Source organism: Amycolatopsis sp. NPDC104587, from assembly GCF_055583645.1.
Genome location: NZ_JBVJNO010000003.1, coordinates 645,900 through 660,415, shown reverse-complemented (window position 1 = coordinate 660,415; position 14,516 = coordinate 645,900). Strand labels below are relative to the sequence as shown.

14 protein-coding genes are annotated in these 14,516 nt (G+C 73.1%); 8 read left to right on the top strand and 6 right to left on the bottom strand.

Annotation, left to right across the window (positions count from 1 at the left end):
* The first annotated feature begins 16 nt into the window (after positions 1-16).
* Positions 17-1,036, top strand: coding sequence for an ABC transporter substrate-binding protein (locus ACZ61C_RS11255; protein ID WP_465305386.1), 1,020 nt, complete (start codon positions 17-19; stop codon positions 1,034-1,036).
* A gap of 10 nt (positions 1,037-1,046) precedes the next feature.
* Positions 1,047-1,256: an MbtH family protein gene (locus tag ACZ61C_RS11250; protein ID WP_465305384.1), complete on the top strand. Its 210-nt coding sequence runs from the start codon at positions 1,047-1,049 to the stop codon at positions 1,254-1,256.
* Between the two features lie 41 nt (positions 1,257-1,297).
* Here ACZ61C_RS11250 and ACZ61C_RS11245 read toward each other — a convergent pair whose 3' ends face one another.
* Positions 1,298-1,906, bottom strand: coding sequence for a dihydrofolate reductase family protein (locus ACZ61C_RS11245; RefSeq protein WP_465305382.1), 609 nt, complete (start codon positions 1,904-1,906; stop codon positions 1,298-1,300).
* 75 nt (positions 1,907-1,981) lie between these two features.
* Here ACZ61C_RS11245 and ACZ61C_RS11240 point away from each other — a divergent pair, with 75 nt between their 5' ends.
* Positions 1,982-2,839: a LysR family transcriptional regulator gene (locus ACZ61C_RS11240; protein WP_465305380.1), complete on the top strand. Its 858-nt coding sequence runs from the start codon at positions 1,982-1,984 to the stop codon at positions 2,837-2,839.
* On the opposite strand, the gene ACZ61C_RS11235 is transcribed toward ACZ61C_RS11240, so the two are convergent.
* The 3 genes from ACZ61C_RS11235 to ACZ61C_RS11225 are packed head-to-tail and all read right to left on the bottom strand — an operon-like array spanning position 2,770 to position 7,172.
* Positions 2,770-4,590 (bottom strand): ABC transporter ATP-binding protein, encoded by a 1,821-nt coding sequence (locus ACZ61C_RS11235; protein ID WP_465305378.1) that lies wholly within the window; start codon positions 4,588-4,590, stop codon positions 2,770-2,772. The two genes, ACZ61C_RS11240 and ACZ61C_RS11235, sit on opposite strands and share 70 nt — an antisense overlap.
* Positions 4,587-6,257, bottom strand: coding sequence for an ABC transporter ATP-binding protein (locus ACZ61C_RS11230; protein ID WP_465305376.1), 1,671 nt, complete (start codon positions 6,255-6,257; stop codon positions 4,587-4,589). The genes ACZ61C_RS11235 and ACZ61C_RS11230 overlap by 4 nt, the downstream gene beginning before the upstream one ends.
* A 54-nt stretch (positions 6,258-6,311) precedes the next feature.
* The gene (locus ACZ61C_RS11225) at positions 6,312-7,172 is read right to left on the bottom strand and encodes a DMT family protein (protein ID WP_465305374.1); all 861 of its coding nucleotides are present in this window, start codon (positions 7,170-7,172) and stop codon (positions 6,312-6,314) included.
* 44 nt (positions 7,173-7,216) lie between these two features.
* Between ACZ61C_RS11225 and ACZ61C_RS11220 the strand changes: the two genes are divergently transcribed.
* Both ACZ61C_RS11220 and srmL read left to right on the top strand, forming a co-directional pair.
* On the top strand, positions 7,217-7,729 hold the full coding sequence (locus ACZ61C_RS11220; protein WP_465305372.1) for a DinB family protein: 513 nt from the start codon (positions 7,217-7,219) through the stop codon (positions 7,727-7,729).
* Between the two features lie 339 nt (positions 7,730-8,068).
* A complete protein-coding gene (srmL, locus tag ACZ61C_RS11215; protein WP_465305370.1) occupies positions 8,069-9,181 on the top strand; it encodes a PheS-related mystery ligase SrmL in 1,113 nt (370 codons plus the stop codon).
* Positions 9,182-9,183: 2 nt separating this feature from the next.
* On the opposite strand, the gene ACZ61C_RS11210 is transcribed toward srmL, so the two are convergent.
* Complete coding sequence (locus tag ACZ61C_RS11210; protein ID WP_465305368.1) at positions 9,184-9,714, bottom strand: hypothetical protein; 531 nt, start codon at positions 9,712-9,714, stop codon at positions 9,184-9,186.
* Positions 9,715-9,793: 79 nt separating this feature from the next.
* On the opposite strand from ACZ61C_RS11210, the gene ACZ61C_RS11205 reads away from it, so the two are divergent.
* Positions 9,794-10,504: an MBL fold metallo-hydrolase gene (locus tag ACZ61C_RS11205; protein ID WP_465305366.1), complete on the top strand. Its 711-nt coding sequence runs from the start codon at positions 9,794-9,796 to the stop codon at positions 10,502-10,504.
* On the opposite strand, the gene ACZ61C_RS11200 is transcribed toward ACZ61C_RS11205, so the two are convergent.
* Positions 10,488-11,261: an IclR family transcriptional regulator gene (locus ACZ61C_RS11200; protein ID WP_465305364.1), complete on the bottom strand. Its 774-nt coding sequence runs from the start codon at positions 11,259-11,261 to the stop codon at positions 10,488-10,490. The genes ACZ61C_RS11205 and ACZ61C_RS11200 overlap by 17 nt on opposite strands.
* A gap of 65 nt (positions 11,262-11,326) precedes the next feature.
* On the opposite strand from ACZ61C_RS11200, the gene ACZ61C_RS11195 reads away from it, so the two are divergent.
* Together ACZ61C_RS11195 and ACZ61C_RS11190 are read left to right on the top strand one after the other, a co-directional pair.
* Positions 11,327-12,478: an acyl-CoA dehydrogenase family protein gene (locus tag ACZ61C_RS11195; protein WP_465305362.1), complete on the top strand. Its 1,152-nt coding sequence runs from the start codon at positions 11,327-11,329 to the stop codon at positions 12,476-12,478.
* Complete coding sequence (locus ACZ61C_RS11190) at positions 12,475-14,511, top strand: acetate--CoA ligase family protein (RefSeq protein WP_465305360.1); 2,037 nt, start codon at positions 12,475-12,477, stop codon at positions 14,509-14,511. Before ACZ61C_RS11195 ends, ACZ61C_RS11190 begins: the two co-directional genes overlap by 4 nt.
* Positions 14,512-14,516 lie beyond the last annotated feature (5 nt).

Genomic DNA, 14,516 nt, shown 5'->3' with positions numbered 1-14,516 from the left:
TCGTTGAAAGGTTCTCATGTCCGTGTTTCAAAGCGGGTTCGGCCGACGAGGTTTCCTGATCGGGGCGGGGGGCCTGGCGGCGACCGCGGTCCTCACCGCGTGCGGCAGCGGCGGCGACAAGCCGGCGGCCGCCGCCTCGGGGCCGTGGGAGTTCACCGACGACCGCGGCCAGAAGGCCGCCCGCGACCAGCGGCCGTCCCGCGTCGTCGCCTACGCCAGCTCGGCCGCCGCCCTCTGGGACTACGGCGTCCACCCGCTCGGCGTGTTCGGCCCGCAGAAGACGGCCGACGGCGGCAAGGAGATCCAGGCCGGCAACATCGACCTCAACGCCGTCACCTCGATCGGCAACGCCTGGGACGACTTCAGCATGGAGAAGTTCGCCGCGCTCAAGCCGGACCTGGTCGTCACCGGCCTGACCGGCGCCAAGCCGACCGACCTGTGGGTGCTCAAGGACGACCTCGGCCCCAAGGTGCAGGCGATCGCGCCGATCGTCGCGATGTCGGAGTACAAGGTCACGCTGCCCAAGGTGATCGAGCGCTACGAGCAGCTCGCCGTGGCGCTGGGCGGCGACGCGAGCTCCGCGGCGATCAAGAAGGGCAAGGACGACTTCCAGAAGGCGTCCGACGACCTCAAGGCCGCGCTCAAGGCCAAGCCCGGGCTCAAGGTCCTCGTCGTCTCCAGTGACAAGGACAACCTCTACGTCTGCAAGCCGGAGTTCTTCTCGGACCTCGCCTACTACCGCGAGCTGGGCATGGACATCGTCGACGGCGCCGGCCCGGACGAGTACTTCGAGACGCTCAGCTGGGAGCAGGCCGGCAAGTACCCGGCCGACCTGATCCTCTCCGACAGCCGTACCTTCGCCCTGTCGCGCCAGCAGCTGGCGGCGATCCCGACGTGGGCGCAGCTGGCCCCGGTGAAGGCGAACCAGGTCGCCGACTGGTCGACCGAACCGCGGTTCAACCCGGTGCTCGCGGCCCCGGTCGTCCAGAAGCTGGCCGACGTCGTGAAGGGCGCCCGCACCGACATCACCGCCTGAGGAGGCTCCCGTGACCAACCCGTTCGAAGACCCCGACGGCACCTACCTGGTGCTGGTCAACGCCGAGAACCAGCACAGCCTGTGGCCGGAGTTCGTCGACGTCCCGGCGGGCTGGACGGTCGCGTTCGGTCCCGCGGGCCGGCAGGCCTGCCTGGACCACGTCGAAGCGAACTGGACGGACATGCGGCCGAAGTCCCTGGCCGACGCCATGGACGACTGAGCACCGCCGGCGCCGGGAGCCCGCCCGGGTTCCCGGCGCTGTCAGTGCCGGACGTGGTAGCGCAGGTGCGTGACCGACTTCGCGGCCCGCGCGTCGATCTGCTCGAGGTCGAGCGGCGGGACGCCGTCGAAGAGCCGGGACCCGGCGCCGAGCATGAGCGGGGCCACGTGCAGCCGCATCTCGTCGATCAGCCCGGCGGCGAGGTACTGGTTCACGGTGTGGGCGCCCCCGTGGATGGAGATGCCCCCGTCGCCGGCCGCCTCACGGGCGCGGGCGAAGGCGGCCTCGATCCCGTCGGTGACGAAGTGGAACGTGGTGCCGCCCGCCATCGGCTGCGGGTCGCGCGGGTGGTGGGTGAGCACGAAGACCGGGCCGTGGTACGGCGGGTTGTCGCCCCACCAGCCGGTCCAGGGCCGGTCCCAGTCACCTCTGACCGGGCCGAACATGTTGCGGCCCATGATGAACGCCTTCGCGGTCATCATCCTCGCGAACTCGTCCGGGTGCGTCTCGGCGCCTTCGCCGAACCAGGCGTGCAGCTTGTCGCCCCAGCCGTCGCCACCGTCGTCGCCGAACGGGCGTTGTTCGGTCTGGTTCGCCCCGGCGGCGTAGCCGTCGAGGGAGATCGTGAGGTCGCAGGTCACCGTCGTCATGGGCACCAGCTTGGCGGGCCGGACCCATGGCGTCCAATGCCAAACCGGGCGCCGACACATTGATAACGTTGATGAATGCTGAACCTGGTCCAGCTCGAGGTGCTGGCCGCGGTGGCGCGGCACGGCTCGGTGACCGAGGCGGCGCGTGAGCTGCACTATTCGCAGCCGTCGGTGAGCCACCACCTGTCCCGGCTGGAGGCCGCCACCGGCGCCCGGCTCGTCCAGCGGGTCGGCCGTGGCATCCGGTTGACCCCGGAGGGCAGGCTGCTGGCCCACCGGGCCGCGGAGATCGTCGGCCGGGTCGACGCGGCCGCCACCGAGCTGGCGGCGCAGGTCGGCCTGCGGGCGGGGGTGGTGCGGCTCGCCGCCAACGCTTCCACGCTGGCCACGATCGTGCCGAAAGCCGCCGAGAAGCTGGCGCTGGTGCATCCGGGACTCCAGCTGAGCCTCGTCGACGAGCACCCGGTCGAAGCGCTCCGCATGCTGCGCCACGGCGAAATCGACATCGCCGTCGTGTTCAACCACGTCGCAGGCCCGGGCGAGGAGGGCTTCCGGCTGCGTCACCTCGGTGACGACCCGATCCACCTCGTCACCCGGGAACCCGGCGACCGCCTGGAGAACCACCGCGACTCCGGGTGGATCGGCGGCTGCGCCCGGTGCCGGGAAGAGCTGGACACGGTGTGCGAGCGGGCCGGCTTCACCCCGCGCATCGCCTCGCTCAGCGACGACATGGTCGTGGTGCAGTCACTGGTCGCCGCCGGCGCGGGTGTCGCCATCCTGCCCGGGCTCGCGCTCGAAGCCCACCGCCGTCCCGGCATCCACACGACGGAGACCGGCGTCAACCGCCGGATCCACGCCGCGACCTACGGCGACCCGCCCGATCCGCCCGCCGTCGCGGCGGTGCTGGACGCGCTCGCCGAAGCGACCGGGTGACCGGCACGCTGTCCTGACCAGGCCGCCCAGAGCGTCGCGTACTGACCGCCGGCGGCGACCAGCTCGTCGTGCGTCCCGGACTCCACCACGGCGCCCGCGTCGAGGACCACGATCCGGTCCGACGCCGCCGCCTGGGTGAGGCGGTGGGCGACCACCAGCGCGGTCCGGCCTTCCAGGGCCGCGGCGGCCGCGGCCTCCAGCACCCGCGACCCCGCGCTGCCCGCCTCGGCCGTGGCCTCGTCGAGGATCGCGATCGGCGGGTCGGCCAGCACCAGGCGGACCAGGGCCAGCTGCTGGGACTGCGTCACGGTCAGCTGGTGACCGCCTTCGCCGACCACCGTCGCGAGGCCGTCCGGCAGGCTGTCGACCCAGGTCAGTGCGCCCACCTTCGCCAGCGCGGCCCGCAGCTCGGCGTCGGTCGCCGCCGGGCGCGCGAGGCGCAGGTCGTCGGCGAGCGGGCCCGCGAAGACGTGCACCTCCTGGCTGATCAGCGCCACCGTCCGGCGGGTGGCTTCCGGGCCCAGCTCGTCCAGCCCGACCCCGCCGAGCGTGACCGAACCCGTGTCCGTGCGGTGGATGCCGGCGACCAGCTTGGCCAGCGTGGTCTTCCCGGCCCCGCTCGCCCCGACCAGCGCGACGCGTTCACCGGGTGCGACGCCGAGGTCGATGTCCCGCAGCACCGGATGACCGTCCACATAGGAATAACCGACCGCCGCCGTCTTCACCGACGCGTCGGCCGGACGCGCCGGGTGCGCGGGCTGCACTTCCGCGGGCAGGTCGGCCACGCCGATCAGCCGGGCGAGGCTGGCCGCGGCCGCCTGGGCGTCGTCGACCAGCGCCAGCGCCGTCGTGATCGGCCCGAAGAGGCTGTGGAAGTACAGGGCCGCCGCCGTCGCGACCCCGACTGTCACCGCGTCGGCCCGGACGAGCAGGAACCCCATCGCCAGCACCGCCGACAGCCCGACGAACTCCGCCAGGTTGAGCCGCGCGTAGAACCGCGTCACCAGCCGGATGCCGCGCAGCGCCAGGTCGACGGCCGTGTCGGACCGCTTGCGCACCCGCTCGAGGTGGGTGTCGGCCAGCCGGAACGCGCGGACGGTCTTCGCGCCGCCGATGGTGTCCAGCAGCTGCTGTTGCTGGGCCCCGACGGCCTCGCGCTGGCGGGCGTACAACGGCTTCGCGCGCGGCACGTACCAGCGGACGGTCCACAGCTGGATCGGCACGGCCACCAGCGCGGCCAGCAGGAACCGCCAGTCGAGCACGGCCAGCGCGCCCAGCGTGAGCAGCACCGTCAGCACCGAGCGGCCCAGCTCGGGCAGCGCCTGCCGGACACCTTCCGCGACCACCGAGACGTCGTTCGTCACGCGGGCGGTGAGGTCGCCGGAGCCGGCGCGCTCGAGCTGTTCCAGCGGCAGGCCGAGGGCGCGCTCGACAAACCGTTCGCGCAGCTCGGCCAGGATCGTCTCGCCGAGGCGCGCCACCATCGAGACGCCGATCGCGGTCGCGACCGCCTGGGCGAGCGCGACCAGCACCAGACCGGCGATGGGCGTGACCAGGTCGCCCGCGGGGTGGCGTGTCGCGACGAGGTCGACCACGCGGCCGAGCAGGGGAGCGGTGAGCAGGCCGATCGCGGTGGCGGCGACGAGCATCGTGGCCGCGGCGGTCGCCCGGCCCTTCGACCGGCCGAGCAGCTCGCCGACGACGGCGCGGATCCGGCGGCCGTCGGCGACGGGGAGGAGTTCGCGGGTCATGACAGCACCACCGCCCGGTAGTCGGCGCGACCGGCCAGCTCGCGGTGGCTGCCTTCGCCCGCGATCCGCCCGTCGTCGAGCAGGACGACGCGGTCGGTGGCGGCCAGCAGCGCCGGGCTGGTGGTCACGAGGATCGTCGTGCGGCCACGCCGCAGCTCGGCCAAGCCCGCGGCGATGCGGGCTTCGGTGACGGTGTCGACCGCGGTCGTCGGGTCGTGCAGCACGAGCACCGGCGCGTCCACGGCCAGCGCCCGCGCCAGCGCGACCCGCTGGCGCTGCCCGCCCGACAGCGACCGCCCGCGTTCGGTGACAGCGGTCGCGACGCCGTCGGGCAGCGCACTCGCCACCTCGTCGACGGCGGCCGCGGCCATCGCTTCGCTGCTGCGGGGCCCGGTTTCGACGTTCTCGGCGAGCGTCCCGGCGAACAGGTCGGCGTCGTGCGCGGCGACCAGCACCACCTCCCGGACCCGGCTCGGGTCCACAGTGGACAGGTCGACCGAGTCGACCGACACCGAGCCGGCCGCGGGATCGGCGGCGCGGCCGAGGCAGTCGAGCAGGTCGGTCGCGGCGGCGGGGTCGGTGGCGACCACACCGAGCAGCTCGCCGGGCCGCGCTTCGAAGTCGACCTCACGCAGGGCGCCGCGGCTCAGCGCGGAGAGCCGCACGTGGCCGCTCGATGGCTCGGGCAGCGTCGCGGAACCTTCGCCGACCGCGGGCGGCGCGGTGAGCACGTCGGCGATGCGCCCGGCCGAGGCCCGGCCCTGCGCGAGCTCGCCGTTGACCCAGGCGAAGATCGAGAACGGCGTGATCAGGTACTGGGCGAGCCCGACCGCGGCGACCAGGTCGCCGACACTGATGTCGCCCGCCGCGGCGAGGTTTCCGCCGACCAGCGCGACCAGGGCGATGAAGATGCCGGTGAGCCCGAGCAGCGCGCCGTTGTGCCAGGCCTGCGCGCGGGCGGCTCTCAGCGTCGCCCTGAGTGAGTCCTGGCTGGTCCGCCGGTAGCGGTCGACGGCCGCGCGTTCCGCGCCGACGCCCTTGAGCACCCGCAGGCCCGCGACGAGGTCCGTGGCGATGCCGGAGGCGAAGGCGGAGCGTTCCTGCTCCGCCTCGCTGCGGCGTTCGAGGGGTTTTCCGACGAGGTGCGCGAGGTAGAGCATCGGCGGCGTGCCGAGCAGCACCAGCAGGCCGAGCGGGACCGACATCGTGAGCAGCACGACGGCGCTGACGAGCAGCCCGGCGAGCCCGGCGACGGCGAACGGGAGCACGCTGTTGAGCTGGCCGACGCGCTTCGCGTCCGACGTCCCGATGCTCACCAGCTCACCGGCGAGGTTGCCGGACTCCGCGCCGCCACCGGGGTGCAGCACCCGGCGGCCGACGTCGAGCCGCAGGTCGTGGGCGGCGCGTTCGGCGGCGCGTTCGCCGAAGCGGGCGCCGAGGCGGTAGCTGGTCGAGAGGCCGGCGAAGAGCACCGCCAGGACCGCCAGCCAGAGCAGCAGCGTGCCCACCGACCCCCCGGCGACCGCCTGGTCGATCACGACGCCGATCACCACCGGGACCAGCGCCTCACCGCCTTGATGGCCCGCGGTCAGCAGCGACGCGAGCGCCACCGACCTCCGTTGCCCGGCGATCGAACGGCGGAGGACTTCCCGTCCGGTCGTGCTCACCCGCGCCTCCCTGTCCAGCTCTATGGATAGGTAAGGCTAGTCTAAGTAAGGAACTCACGGGGAAACGGTCGGCTTCGTCTCAGTTCGCGATTCGGTCGCCGGCTCCCCGAAGCGGGCGAGCGCCAGCGCGGCCAGCACGGCGAGCGCAAACCCGGCGATCGCGACCACGACGAACCCGGGCCGGGTCCGGTCGCCGAGCGCGAGCACGCCGACCAGCGAGGGGAACACCGTCTCGCCGAGCACCATCATCGCGGTCGAGGTGGTGACGCTCCCGCGTTGCAGCGCCGTCGCGTAGAACAGCATCGCGAGCCCGCCCGCGACCGCGACGGTGTAGGTCGCGGGGTCGGTGAGCAGGTCCAGCGGCGCGAGGCTGGGGATGATTCGCCCGGAGATCGCGACGACACCGAAGCAGAGCCCGGCGACGAGCCCGAGCGCGGGTGTCCGCACCCGGCGTGGCGCCTTCCCGGCGACGACCCCGGCGCCGGCCAGCACGAGCACGGCGCCGATCAGGACCAGCCGGAACCCGAGCCCGACGGGGTCCGAGCCCTCACTTTCCGCGGCGGCGCCGAGCAGTGAGAGCCCAGCGCACACCACCGCGATGGCGGCCCACTCCCGCCGTCCGAGCCGGACGCCGAGGAACCGCGCGGCGACTGCGGTCACGGCGAGGCTCGCGGCGAGCGCGGCCTGCACGACGAACAACGGCAGCACGTGCAGGGCGACGATCTGCGCGACGAAACCGACCACGTCGAGCGACAGCCCGAGCACGAACTTCCACTGGCCGAGCACGCGCACCAGCAGTTTCGGGTCGACGCCGTCGCCGCCCGTCTCGGTCGCCTGCGCGGCGACGGACTGCATCACGGACGCGACGCCGTACGCGCATGCCGCGCCCAAGGCGCAGAGCAGACCCCACCACATGCCGATCACTCTATTTTGTCGGACCCGTGGGGTAGGTTCCGGTCATGTCGAACACGAGTTCGAAGATGCACCGGTCGTGGCCCGCCCCGCTGGCCACCGACGAGCTGCGCCTCCAGCTGGACTTCCTCCAGTTCCTCCGAGCGACGGCGGTGAACAAGGTGGCGGGCCTGACCCGCGACCAGGCGGCGGCGACCCCGTTGCCGACGTCACCCCGGCTGAGCGCGCTGGGGGTGGTGAAGCACCTGACGGCGGTCGAGCGGTGGTGGCTGTCGATCGAGGCGGGGGGAGTGGACCTGCCGTCGCTGTGGGTGGGGACGCCGGACCCGAGCTGGGATTTGGCTCCGGAGGACACCCCGGCGTCGGTGGTGGCGGCGTATCGCGCGGAGTGGGCCCGGGCGGAGAAGTCGCTGCGGAGGTTGGGCCCGGACGACAAGACCCGGCGGCGGTCGGAGTTCACGGTGCGGTGGGTGGTGGCGCACGTCGTTCAGGAGACTGCGCGGCATGTGGGGCATTTGGATGTGCTGCGGGAGTTGGCGGATGGGGAGGTGGGTGAGTGAGGGAGGGGTGAGGTGGGGGCGGCTGTCTGGTGGGGGCGGCGCGGGCGGTCTGCCGCGGTGCGGTTTCCGCGCGGTTCGAGGCTGTCTCGGTTCACGCGGAAAATCGCGTGACCGGCTCGCTAACCTGACTTCGTGGCCGTCGTTGCGGGATACCGCCGATTTACCGGCCCCCTGGCCCTTTCCGGGTGCCAGCGGGGTTTGGGTGCCACGCGCGTGGCCGGCGCTGCCTGAACGGCGCCCGGCCGATCCGCCACGATCGCCGTTGCACCGACCTGCCGGGTGTCCGGGCCAGGGGGAGCGCATCTCCCTCACCCGACCCGCACGCTCCAGAGGTCTGTCATGCCCGCAACCCTCACCCGCGCCCAGCTCATCCGCGATCTCGCCGTCCGTGATCTCACCGATCCGGCCGCCGGGCCGCACGCCGTCCAGCTTGTCGTCGATCGCGCCGTCGCCGCGGTGGCCGGCCGGTGGGACTGCGCCGTCCGGCGGTGGCCCGGCGACCGCGTTGTCACAGTCGCCGACAACTACGACAACCTCGGCTACGACCCGGCCGCCGTCACCCGGGACGCGCGCTACACCCGCTACGTCGACGGCGGCCACATGCTGCGCAGCCACTCCAGCGCGATGGTCCCGGCGGCGCTCAGAGCACTGGCCGCGAGCCCGGCCGACGACGTCCTGCTCGTCTGCCCGGGCGTCGTCTACCGGCGCGACTGCATCGACCGGCTCCACAGTGGCACCCCGCACCAGCTCGACCTGTGGCGCCTCACTCGCCGGCCGCTGAGCCGCGCGGTCCTGGAAGACATGGTGTCGTCGCTGCTGAAAGCCCTGCTGCCGAACCGGAACCGGCGGCTCGAAGACCGCCGCCACCCGTACACAGTGGACGGCGCCCTGCTCGACGTCGACCACGACGGCGAGTGGGTCGAGGTCGCCGAGTGCGGCCTCGTCCACCCCGCGGTCCTCGAGCGCGCCGGTCTGCGCGACGGCTGGTCGGGTCTCGCGCTCGGCCTGGGCCTCGACCGGATGCTGATGCTGCTCAAGGGCATCCCGGACATCCGCCTCCTGCGCTCACCCGACCCGGCGGTCGCCGCGCAGCTCACCGACCTCGCGCCCTACCGGCCGGTGTCGGCGCTGCCCCCGGTCCGCCGCGACCTGTCCATCGTGGTCGCGGCGGACGCGGTCGCCGAGGACCTCGGCGACCGCGTCCGCGACGCGCTCGGCGAAGACGCGGCCGTGGTCGAGTCGGTCGAGATCCGCCAGGAGACACCGTGCGCACAGCTGCCACCGCCGGCGCTGGCCCGCCTCGGCGCCCGCCCGGATCAGAAGAACCTGCTGGTCAGGCTGGTCCTCCGCCCACTGGGCACAACGCTGTCGGACCACGAGGCGAACGTCCTGCGCGACCGCGTCTACGCGGCCCTGCACCAGGGGAGCGCCCACCAGCGGGCGGCGGAGTGACATCAGTGCGCGATCAGGTCGTAGAGGAAGTTGACGCCGACACCGAGGGGGATCGAGAAGAAGAGCCCGGCCAGGAAGAACAGCCACTGCTGCCGCTTCGCGGGCTTCTCGGCCTGGGCCCGGGCACCTTCGATCGTGCTGGCGACGAGGTTCTTCACAGCTTCGGCCTCGTCGGCGTGCAGCGCGGCCAGCCGCCGGTTCTCTTCGGCCTCCCGTCGAATGCGGTCGAGCGCCGCGGTCCGGAGGCCGAGTTCGGCATTGATCTCTTCCATCAGGACGGTCGACTGCTTGAGGTTCGAGCGCAGTGCTTCGATGCGATCGGCGAGGCTTTCCTCCGGGACCGCGGCCGCAGCGGAAGCGGATCCCTGTTCCCGCCGGGCCAGGTAGGCCGACCCCCCAGCGAAGAAGAGACTGACCAGGGCGGCGATCCAGGAGATGGGCTCGAGTGAGTCGGCGATGAAGGCGGTCAAGCCGACGGAGGGGACGGGACCGGTCACGGTGATCAGGTCGTGCTCGCCGTCTCGGTGTTTCACCAACCCGATGCCCCGTTATCGCACTGTTGCCCACCGGGCACCGCCCGGCGCTCGGACCCCTGCCCCGTAGGGTGTGGCCATGGCAGATCGGCTCTACTTCCGGCAGCTGCTCGCCGGGCGGGACTTCGCTGTCGGGGATCCCGTGGCGACGCAGATGGTGAACTTCGCCTACCTCATCGGCGACCGGGAGACGCGGGACGCCGTGCTCGTCGACCCGGCCTACGCCGTCCAGGATCTGCTGGGGGTCCTTGAGGCCGATGGGATGCGGCTGACCGGGGTGCTCGCCACGCACCACCACCCCGACCACGTCGGCGGCGACATGATGGGCTTCTCGCTGCCCGGCATCGCCGAGCTGCTCGCCCTCCAGCCGGTGCCGATCCACGTCAACGGGGCCGAGAGCGAGTGGGTCCGCCGGGTCACCGGGGTGTCCGACACCGACCTGCGCGCGCACGACCACGACGACGTGCTCGAGGTCGGCGGCATCCCCATCCGGCTGCTGCACACGCCCGGGCACACGCCGGGCAGCCAGTGCTTCCTCGTGGAGGATAAGCTCGTCTCGGGGGACACGCTGTTCCTCGAAGGCTGCGGCCGCACCGACTTCCCCGGCGGTGACGCCGAGGAGATCTACCGCAGCCTCCAGGCCCTCGCCGGCCTGGCCGGGGATCCCGTCGTCTACCCCGGGCACCAGTACTCGGCCGAGCCGTCGGCCGCGCTGTCGGAGGTCAAGCGCACCAACTTCGTCTACCGGCCGCGGTCGCTGGACGAGTGGAAGGTCATGTTCGGCGGCTGACGGCGGTCTCGATCGAGGCCGCCGCCTTCGTCGTCAGCTCGCCCAGCGCGGCCAACGACACCGCGGCCGTCAGCGCGCCCCACACGCTGACCACCGCCAGCGGCCGGCGCCGCCGGTCGAGCACGGCGGCCGAGACCCCGTACAGGTTCGTCTCCATCTCGCCGACGCTCAGCGCGTACCCCCGCTCGCGCACGCCACCCAGCTCGGCGCGCAGCCGGTCGCGGTCGACGATCGTCGAGTCCGTGTAGCGCGTCAGCTCCTCCGGCAGCAGGCTGGCGACCTCCGACCACGGCAGCGCGGCGAGGAACGCCTTGCCGGTCGACGTCGCGTGCAGCGGCGCCTGCCAGCCCAGCCAGCGCGCCGAAAGCACCGCCGACGGCACGGCTTCGTCCACATAGGTCAGTCCGAACTGCCGCGGCACGGCCAGGTTCGCCGTCTCGCCCGTCTGCTCGGACAGCGAGACGACGGTGTCGTGCGCGCGCCGCACGAGACCGTCGACGCCGGCGCCCGCGGCCCAGCGGTCGGCGGTCAGGCCGATCGTGTAGCGGTTGCTCGCCGGGTCGCGTTCGAGGACGCCGTGGTGTTCGAGGGTGGCCAGCAGCCGCCACGCCGTCGCGCGGTTGAGGCCGCACTGCTCGGCGAGCGTCGCCGCGGTCTCGCCCAGCGGGCCGGCGTCGGCGACCGCGTCCACCAGCGCGACCGCCCGGTCCACCGACTGGACGCGCCCGGTTCCCTTGTCCTCCATGCGGGTCCTCACCGCGCCCGACCGTACCGTCGCGCATTACGAACGAGCATCGCACATTATGCGACGGGGGTCTTGGCATGCACTTCGCTCTCACCGACGAGCAGCGGATGATCGCCGACACGGTCGCCGCCTTCGTGCGGACCGAGCTCTACCCGCACGAAGACGAGGTCGAACGGCTCGACGAGGTCCCCGCGGAGCTCGCCGCGCAGATCCGGAAACGCGCGCTCGAAGCCGGGCTGTACGCGCCGAACATGCCCGCCGACGTCGGCGGGGGCGGCCTCGACGGGGTCGGGGTCGCGCTCGCCGAACGCGAGCTCGGGAAGGCGTCGTACGCCCTGCACTCGCTGGTCGCGCGGCCGAGCAACATCCTGCTCGCCTGCGAAGGCGCGCAGCGCGAGGAGTACCTGCTGCCGACCGTGCGCGGCGACCGCACCGACTGCCTCGCGATGACCGAGCCCGGCGCCGGCTCCGACGTCCGGTCGATGACCACCCGCGCCGTTGCCGCCGGGGGCGACTACGTCATCACCGGCGGCAAGCACTTCATCAGCCACGCCGACGTCGCCGACTTCGTCATCCTCTTCGCGGCCACCGGCGTCGAAGACAGCGGGAAGAAACGGATCACCGGGTTCCTCGTCGACCTCGACACGCCCGGCGTGACCGTCCGGAAGGCCGCGGGCTGCGTGTCCAACCGCGGGTACCACACCTGCGAGCTGCTCTTCGACGACGTCCGCGTGCCCGCCGGGAACCGGCTGGGCGAGGAGGGCCGCGGCTTCGACCTGATGAACGAGTGGCTCGGCTCGACCCGCCTGTCCGTCGCCGCCACCTGCGTCGGACGGGGCCGGCGCGTGCTGGACATGACCACCGGGTGGGCCGCCCGGCGCGAGCAGTTCGGGCAGCCGATCGGGCGCTTCCAGGGCATCGCCTTCCCGGTGGCCGACCTCACCACCGAGCTGGAAGCGGCGGAGCTGCTCACCCTGCGCGCGGCCTGGAACTTCGACCAGGGGCGGCTGAGCGACCGCGACGTCGCGATGGCGAAGCTGTTCGCCTCCGAGACACTCGGCCGGATCACCGACCAGGCCGTCCAGGTCTTCGGCGGGCTGGGCCTGATGGCCGAGACACGCGTCGAGCGGTTCTGGCGCGACGCTCGGCTCGAGCGGATCTGGGACGGCACCAGCGAGATCCAGCGGCACATCATCGCGCGGTCGCTGCTGCGCCCGCTGGGCGCGTGAGCGCCGGGCTGCGCCGCCTGCTCGCGCCGCGGCACGTGGTGGTCGCCGGGGGCGCGGCGGCGGCCGAGGTCGTGACGCGCTCGCGGGCGCTGGGCTACGCCGGCGAGATCTGGCCGGTGCACCCGCGCCGCGCCGAGCTCGCCGGCCTGCCGTGCTTCCGCTCGGTCGCGGACCTGCCCGCGGCGCCCGACGCCGCGTTCCTCTCCGTGCCCGCCCGGTCCACAGTGGACCTCGTCGCGGCGCTGGCCGCGCGCGGGGCCGGGGGCGCCGTCTGCCACGCGTCCGGGTTCGCCGAAGCCGGGGACGCCGGCCTCCAGGCCGAACTGCGCGAAGCGGCCGGGGGCCTGCCGGTGCTGGGGCCCAACTGCCTCGGTTACGTGAACTACCTGGACGGCGTCGCGCTGTGGCCGGAGCAGCACGGCGGGACGCGGGTCGGGCGTGGTGTCGCCGTGCTGAGCCAGAGCGGCAACGTCGCGCACAACCTGTCCATGCACCGGCGCTCGCTCCCGCTGGCCTGCCTGGTGACCGTCGGGAACGCCGCGGTGACCGGGGTTCCGGAGCTACTCGACACCCTCGCCGCCGATCCCCGCGTGACCGCGATCGGCCTGTACCTGGAAGGGATCGACGACCCGGCGGCGCTGTGCGCGGCCGCTGGACGAGCCCTCACGCGGGGAGTGCCGGTGGTCGCCCTCAAGGCGGGGACGTCGGAGCTCGGCGCCCGCGCGACGGCGAGCCACACCAGCGCGCTCGCGACGTCCGACGTCCTCGACTCCGCGTTGTTCGCGCGCGCCGGGATCGCTCGTGCGCACAGCCTGCCGTCCCTCGTCGAGACGCTCAAGTTCCTCCACGTCCACGGGCCGCTCGAAGGCACGTCGATCGTGTCGGCGAGCTGTTCGGGCGGGGAAGCGGCGCTGGTCGCCGACGCCGCGGCCGGGCGCGGGCTCACCCTGCCGGACTTCCCGGCCGCCACCCGTGAGCGCCTGGCCGGAGTGCTCGGTGACCGGGTGGCCGTGGCCAACCCGCTCGACTACCACACCTACATCTGGGGTGACGCGCCCGCGCAGGAAGCCTGTTTCACCGCGCTCCTGACCGCCGGTGCGGACCATCACCTGCTGGTGCTCGACATCCCGCGCGAAGACCGCTGCCGCACGGCCGAGTTCACGTCCACAGTGGACGCGTTCGTCGCCGCGCACCGGACGACGGGCGCCGCGGCGAGCATCGTCAGCACCCTGCCGGAAAACTTGCCCGAACCCCTGGCGCAACGGTTGCTCGCCGCCGGGATCACCCCGATGCAGGGCCTCGGAGACTGCCTCGACGCGGTCGCGGCGGCGGCCGGGATCGGGCGGGCCCGCGCCCGGCCGGAGCCCGTCCCCCTGGCCGTTTCGAGCGCACGAGGGCCGGTGGTCCAGCTCGACGAGTGGCAGTCCAAAAAGGACTTACAGGCTTGGGGTCTGCCGGTGCCGGAGGCCGTGCTCACCGACGCGAACGGAGCCGTCGACGCGGCCGAAGCGGTGGGGTTCCCGGTGGTGCTCAAGGCGGTTTCGCCCGCACTGGCGCACAAGACCGAAGCCGGTGCGGTCCGCCTGGACCTGCGTGATACCGAAGCCGTTCGGCTCGCGGCAAAGGAGCTGACGACGATCTCGCCCCGGCTGCTCGTGGAGCGGATGGTCACCGGCGTGGTCGCCGAGCTGCTCGTCGGGGTGCGAGCCGACCCGCGGTTCGGGCCGGCGCTCACCGTCGGCAGCGGCGGCACGCTCGTCGAGCTGGTCGCCGACACCACGACGGTGCTGCTGCCCGCGACGCGGGACGACTTCGCGGCCGCCGTCCGCGGGCTGAGAGCGTTCCGGCTGATCGCGGGGCACCGCGGCGGCTCGCCGGGTGACTTCGAAGCCGTGCTCGACGCCGTGGAAGCCGTTGCCGCATACGCCCTTTCGGCGGCGGAGTGGCTGGTCGAACTGGACGTCAACCCGCTGCTCGTGCTGCGGCAGGGTATCCGGGCCGCGGACGCCGTGGTCCGCCGTTCCACGGGCTGAAACAC

What these genes read in the sequence shown, in the direction of transcription:
- ACZ61C_RS11195 (WP_465305362.1), top strand. Translation starts at nt 11,327, where the DNA reads ATGCACTTCGCTCTCACCGACGAGCAGCGGATGATCGCCGACACGGTC.
- ACZ61C_RS11220 (WP_465305372.1), top strand. Translation starts at nt 7,217, where the DNA reads ATGTCGAACACGAGTTCGAAGATGCACCGGTCGTGGCCCGCCCCGCTG.
- srmL (WP_465305370.1), top strand. Translation starts at nt 8,069, where the DNA reads ATGCCCGCAACCCTCACCCGCGCCCAGCTCATCCGCGATCTCGCCGTC.
- ACZ61C_RS11205 (WP_465305366.1), top strand. Translation starts at nt 9,794, where the DNA reads ATGGCAGATCGGCTCTACTTCCGGCAGCTGCTCGCCGGGCGGGACTTC.
- ACZ61C_RS11255 (WP_465305386.1), top strand. Translation starts at nt 17, where the DNA reads ATGTCCGTGTTTCAAAGCGGGTTCGGCCGACGAGGTTTCCTGATCGGG.
- ACZ61C_RS11225 (WP_465305374.1), bottom strand. Translation starts at nt 7,172, where the DNA reads ATGTGGTGGGGTCTGCTCTGCGCCTTGGGCGCGGCATGCGCGTACGGC.
- ACZ61C_RS11245 (WP_465305382.1), bottom strand. Translation starts at nt 1,906, where the DNA reads ATGACGACGGTGACCTGCGACCTCACGATCTCCCTCGACGGCTACGCC.
- ACZ61C_RS11235 (WP_465305378.1), bottom strand. Translation starts at nt 4,590, where the DNA reads ATGACCCGCGAACTCCTCCCCGTCGCCGACGGCCGCCGGATCCGCGCC.
- ACZ61C_RS11240 (WP_465305380.1), top strand. Translation starts at nt 1,982, where the DNA reads ATGCTGAACCTGGTCCAGCTCGAGGTGCTGGCCGCGGTGGCGCGGCAC.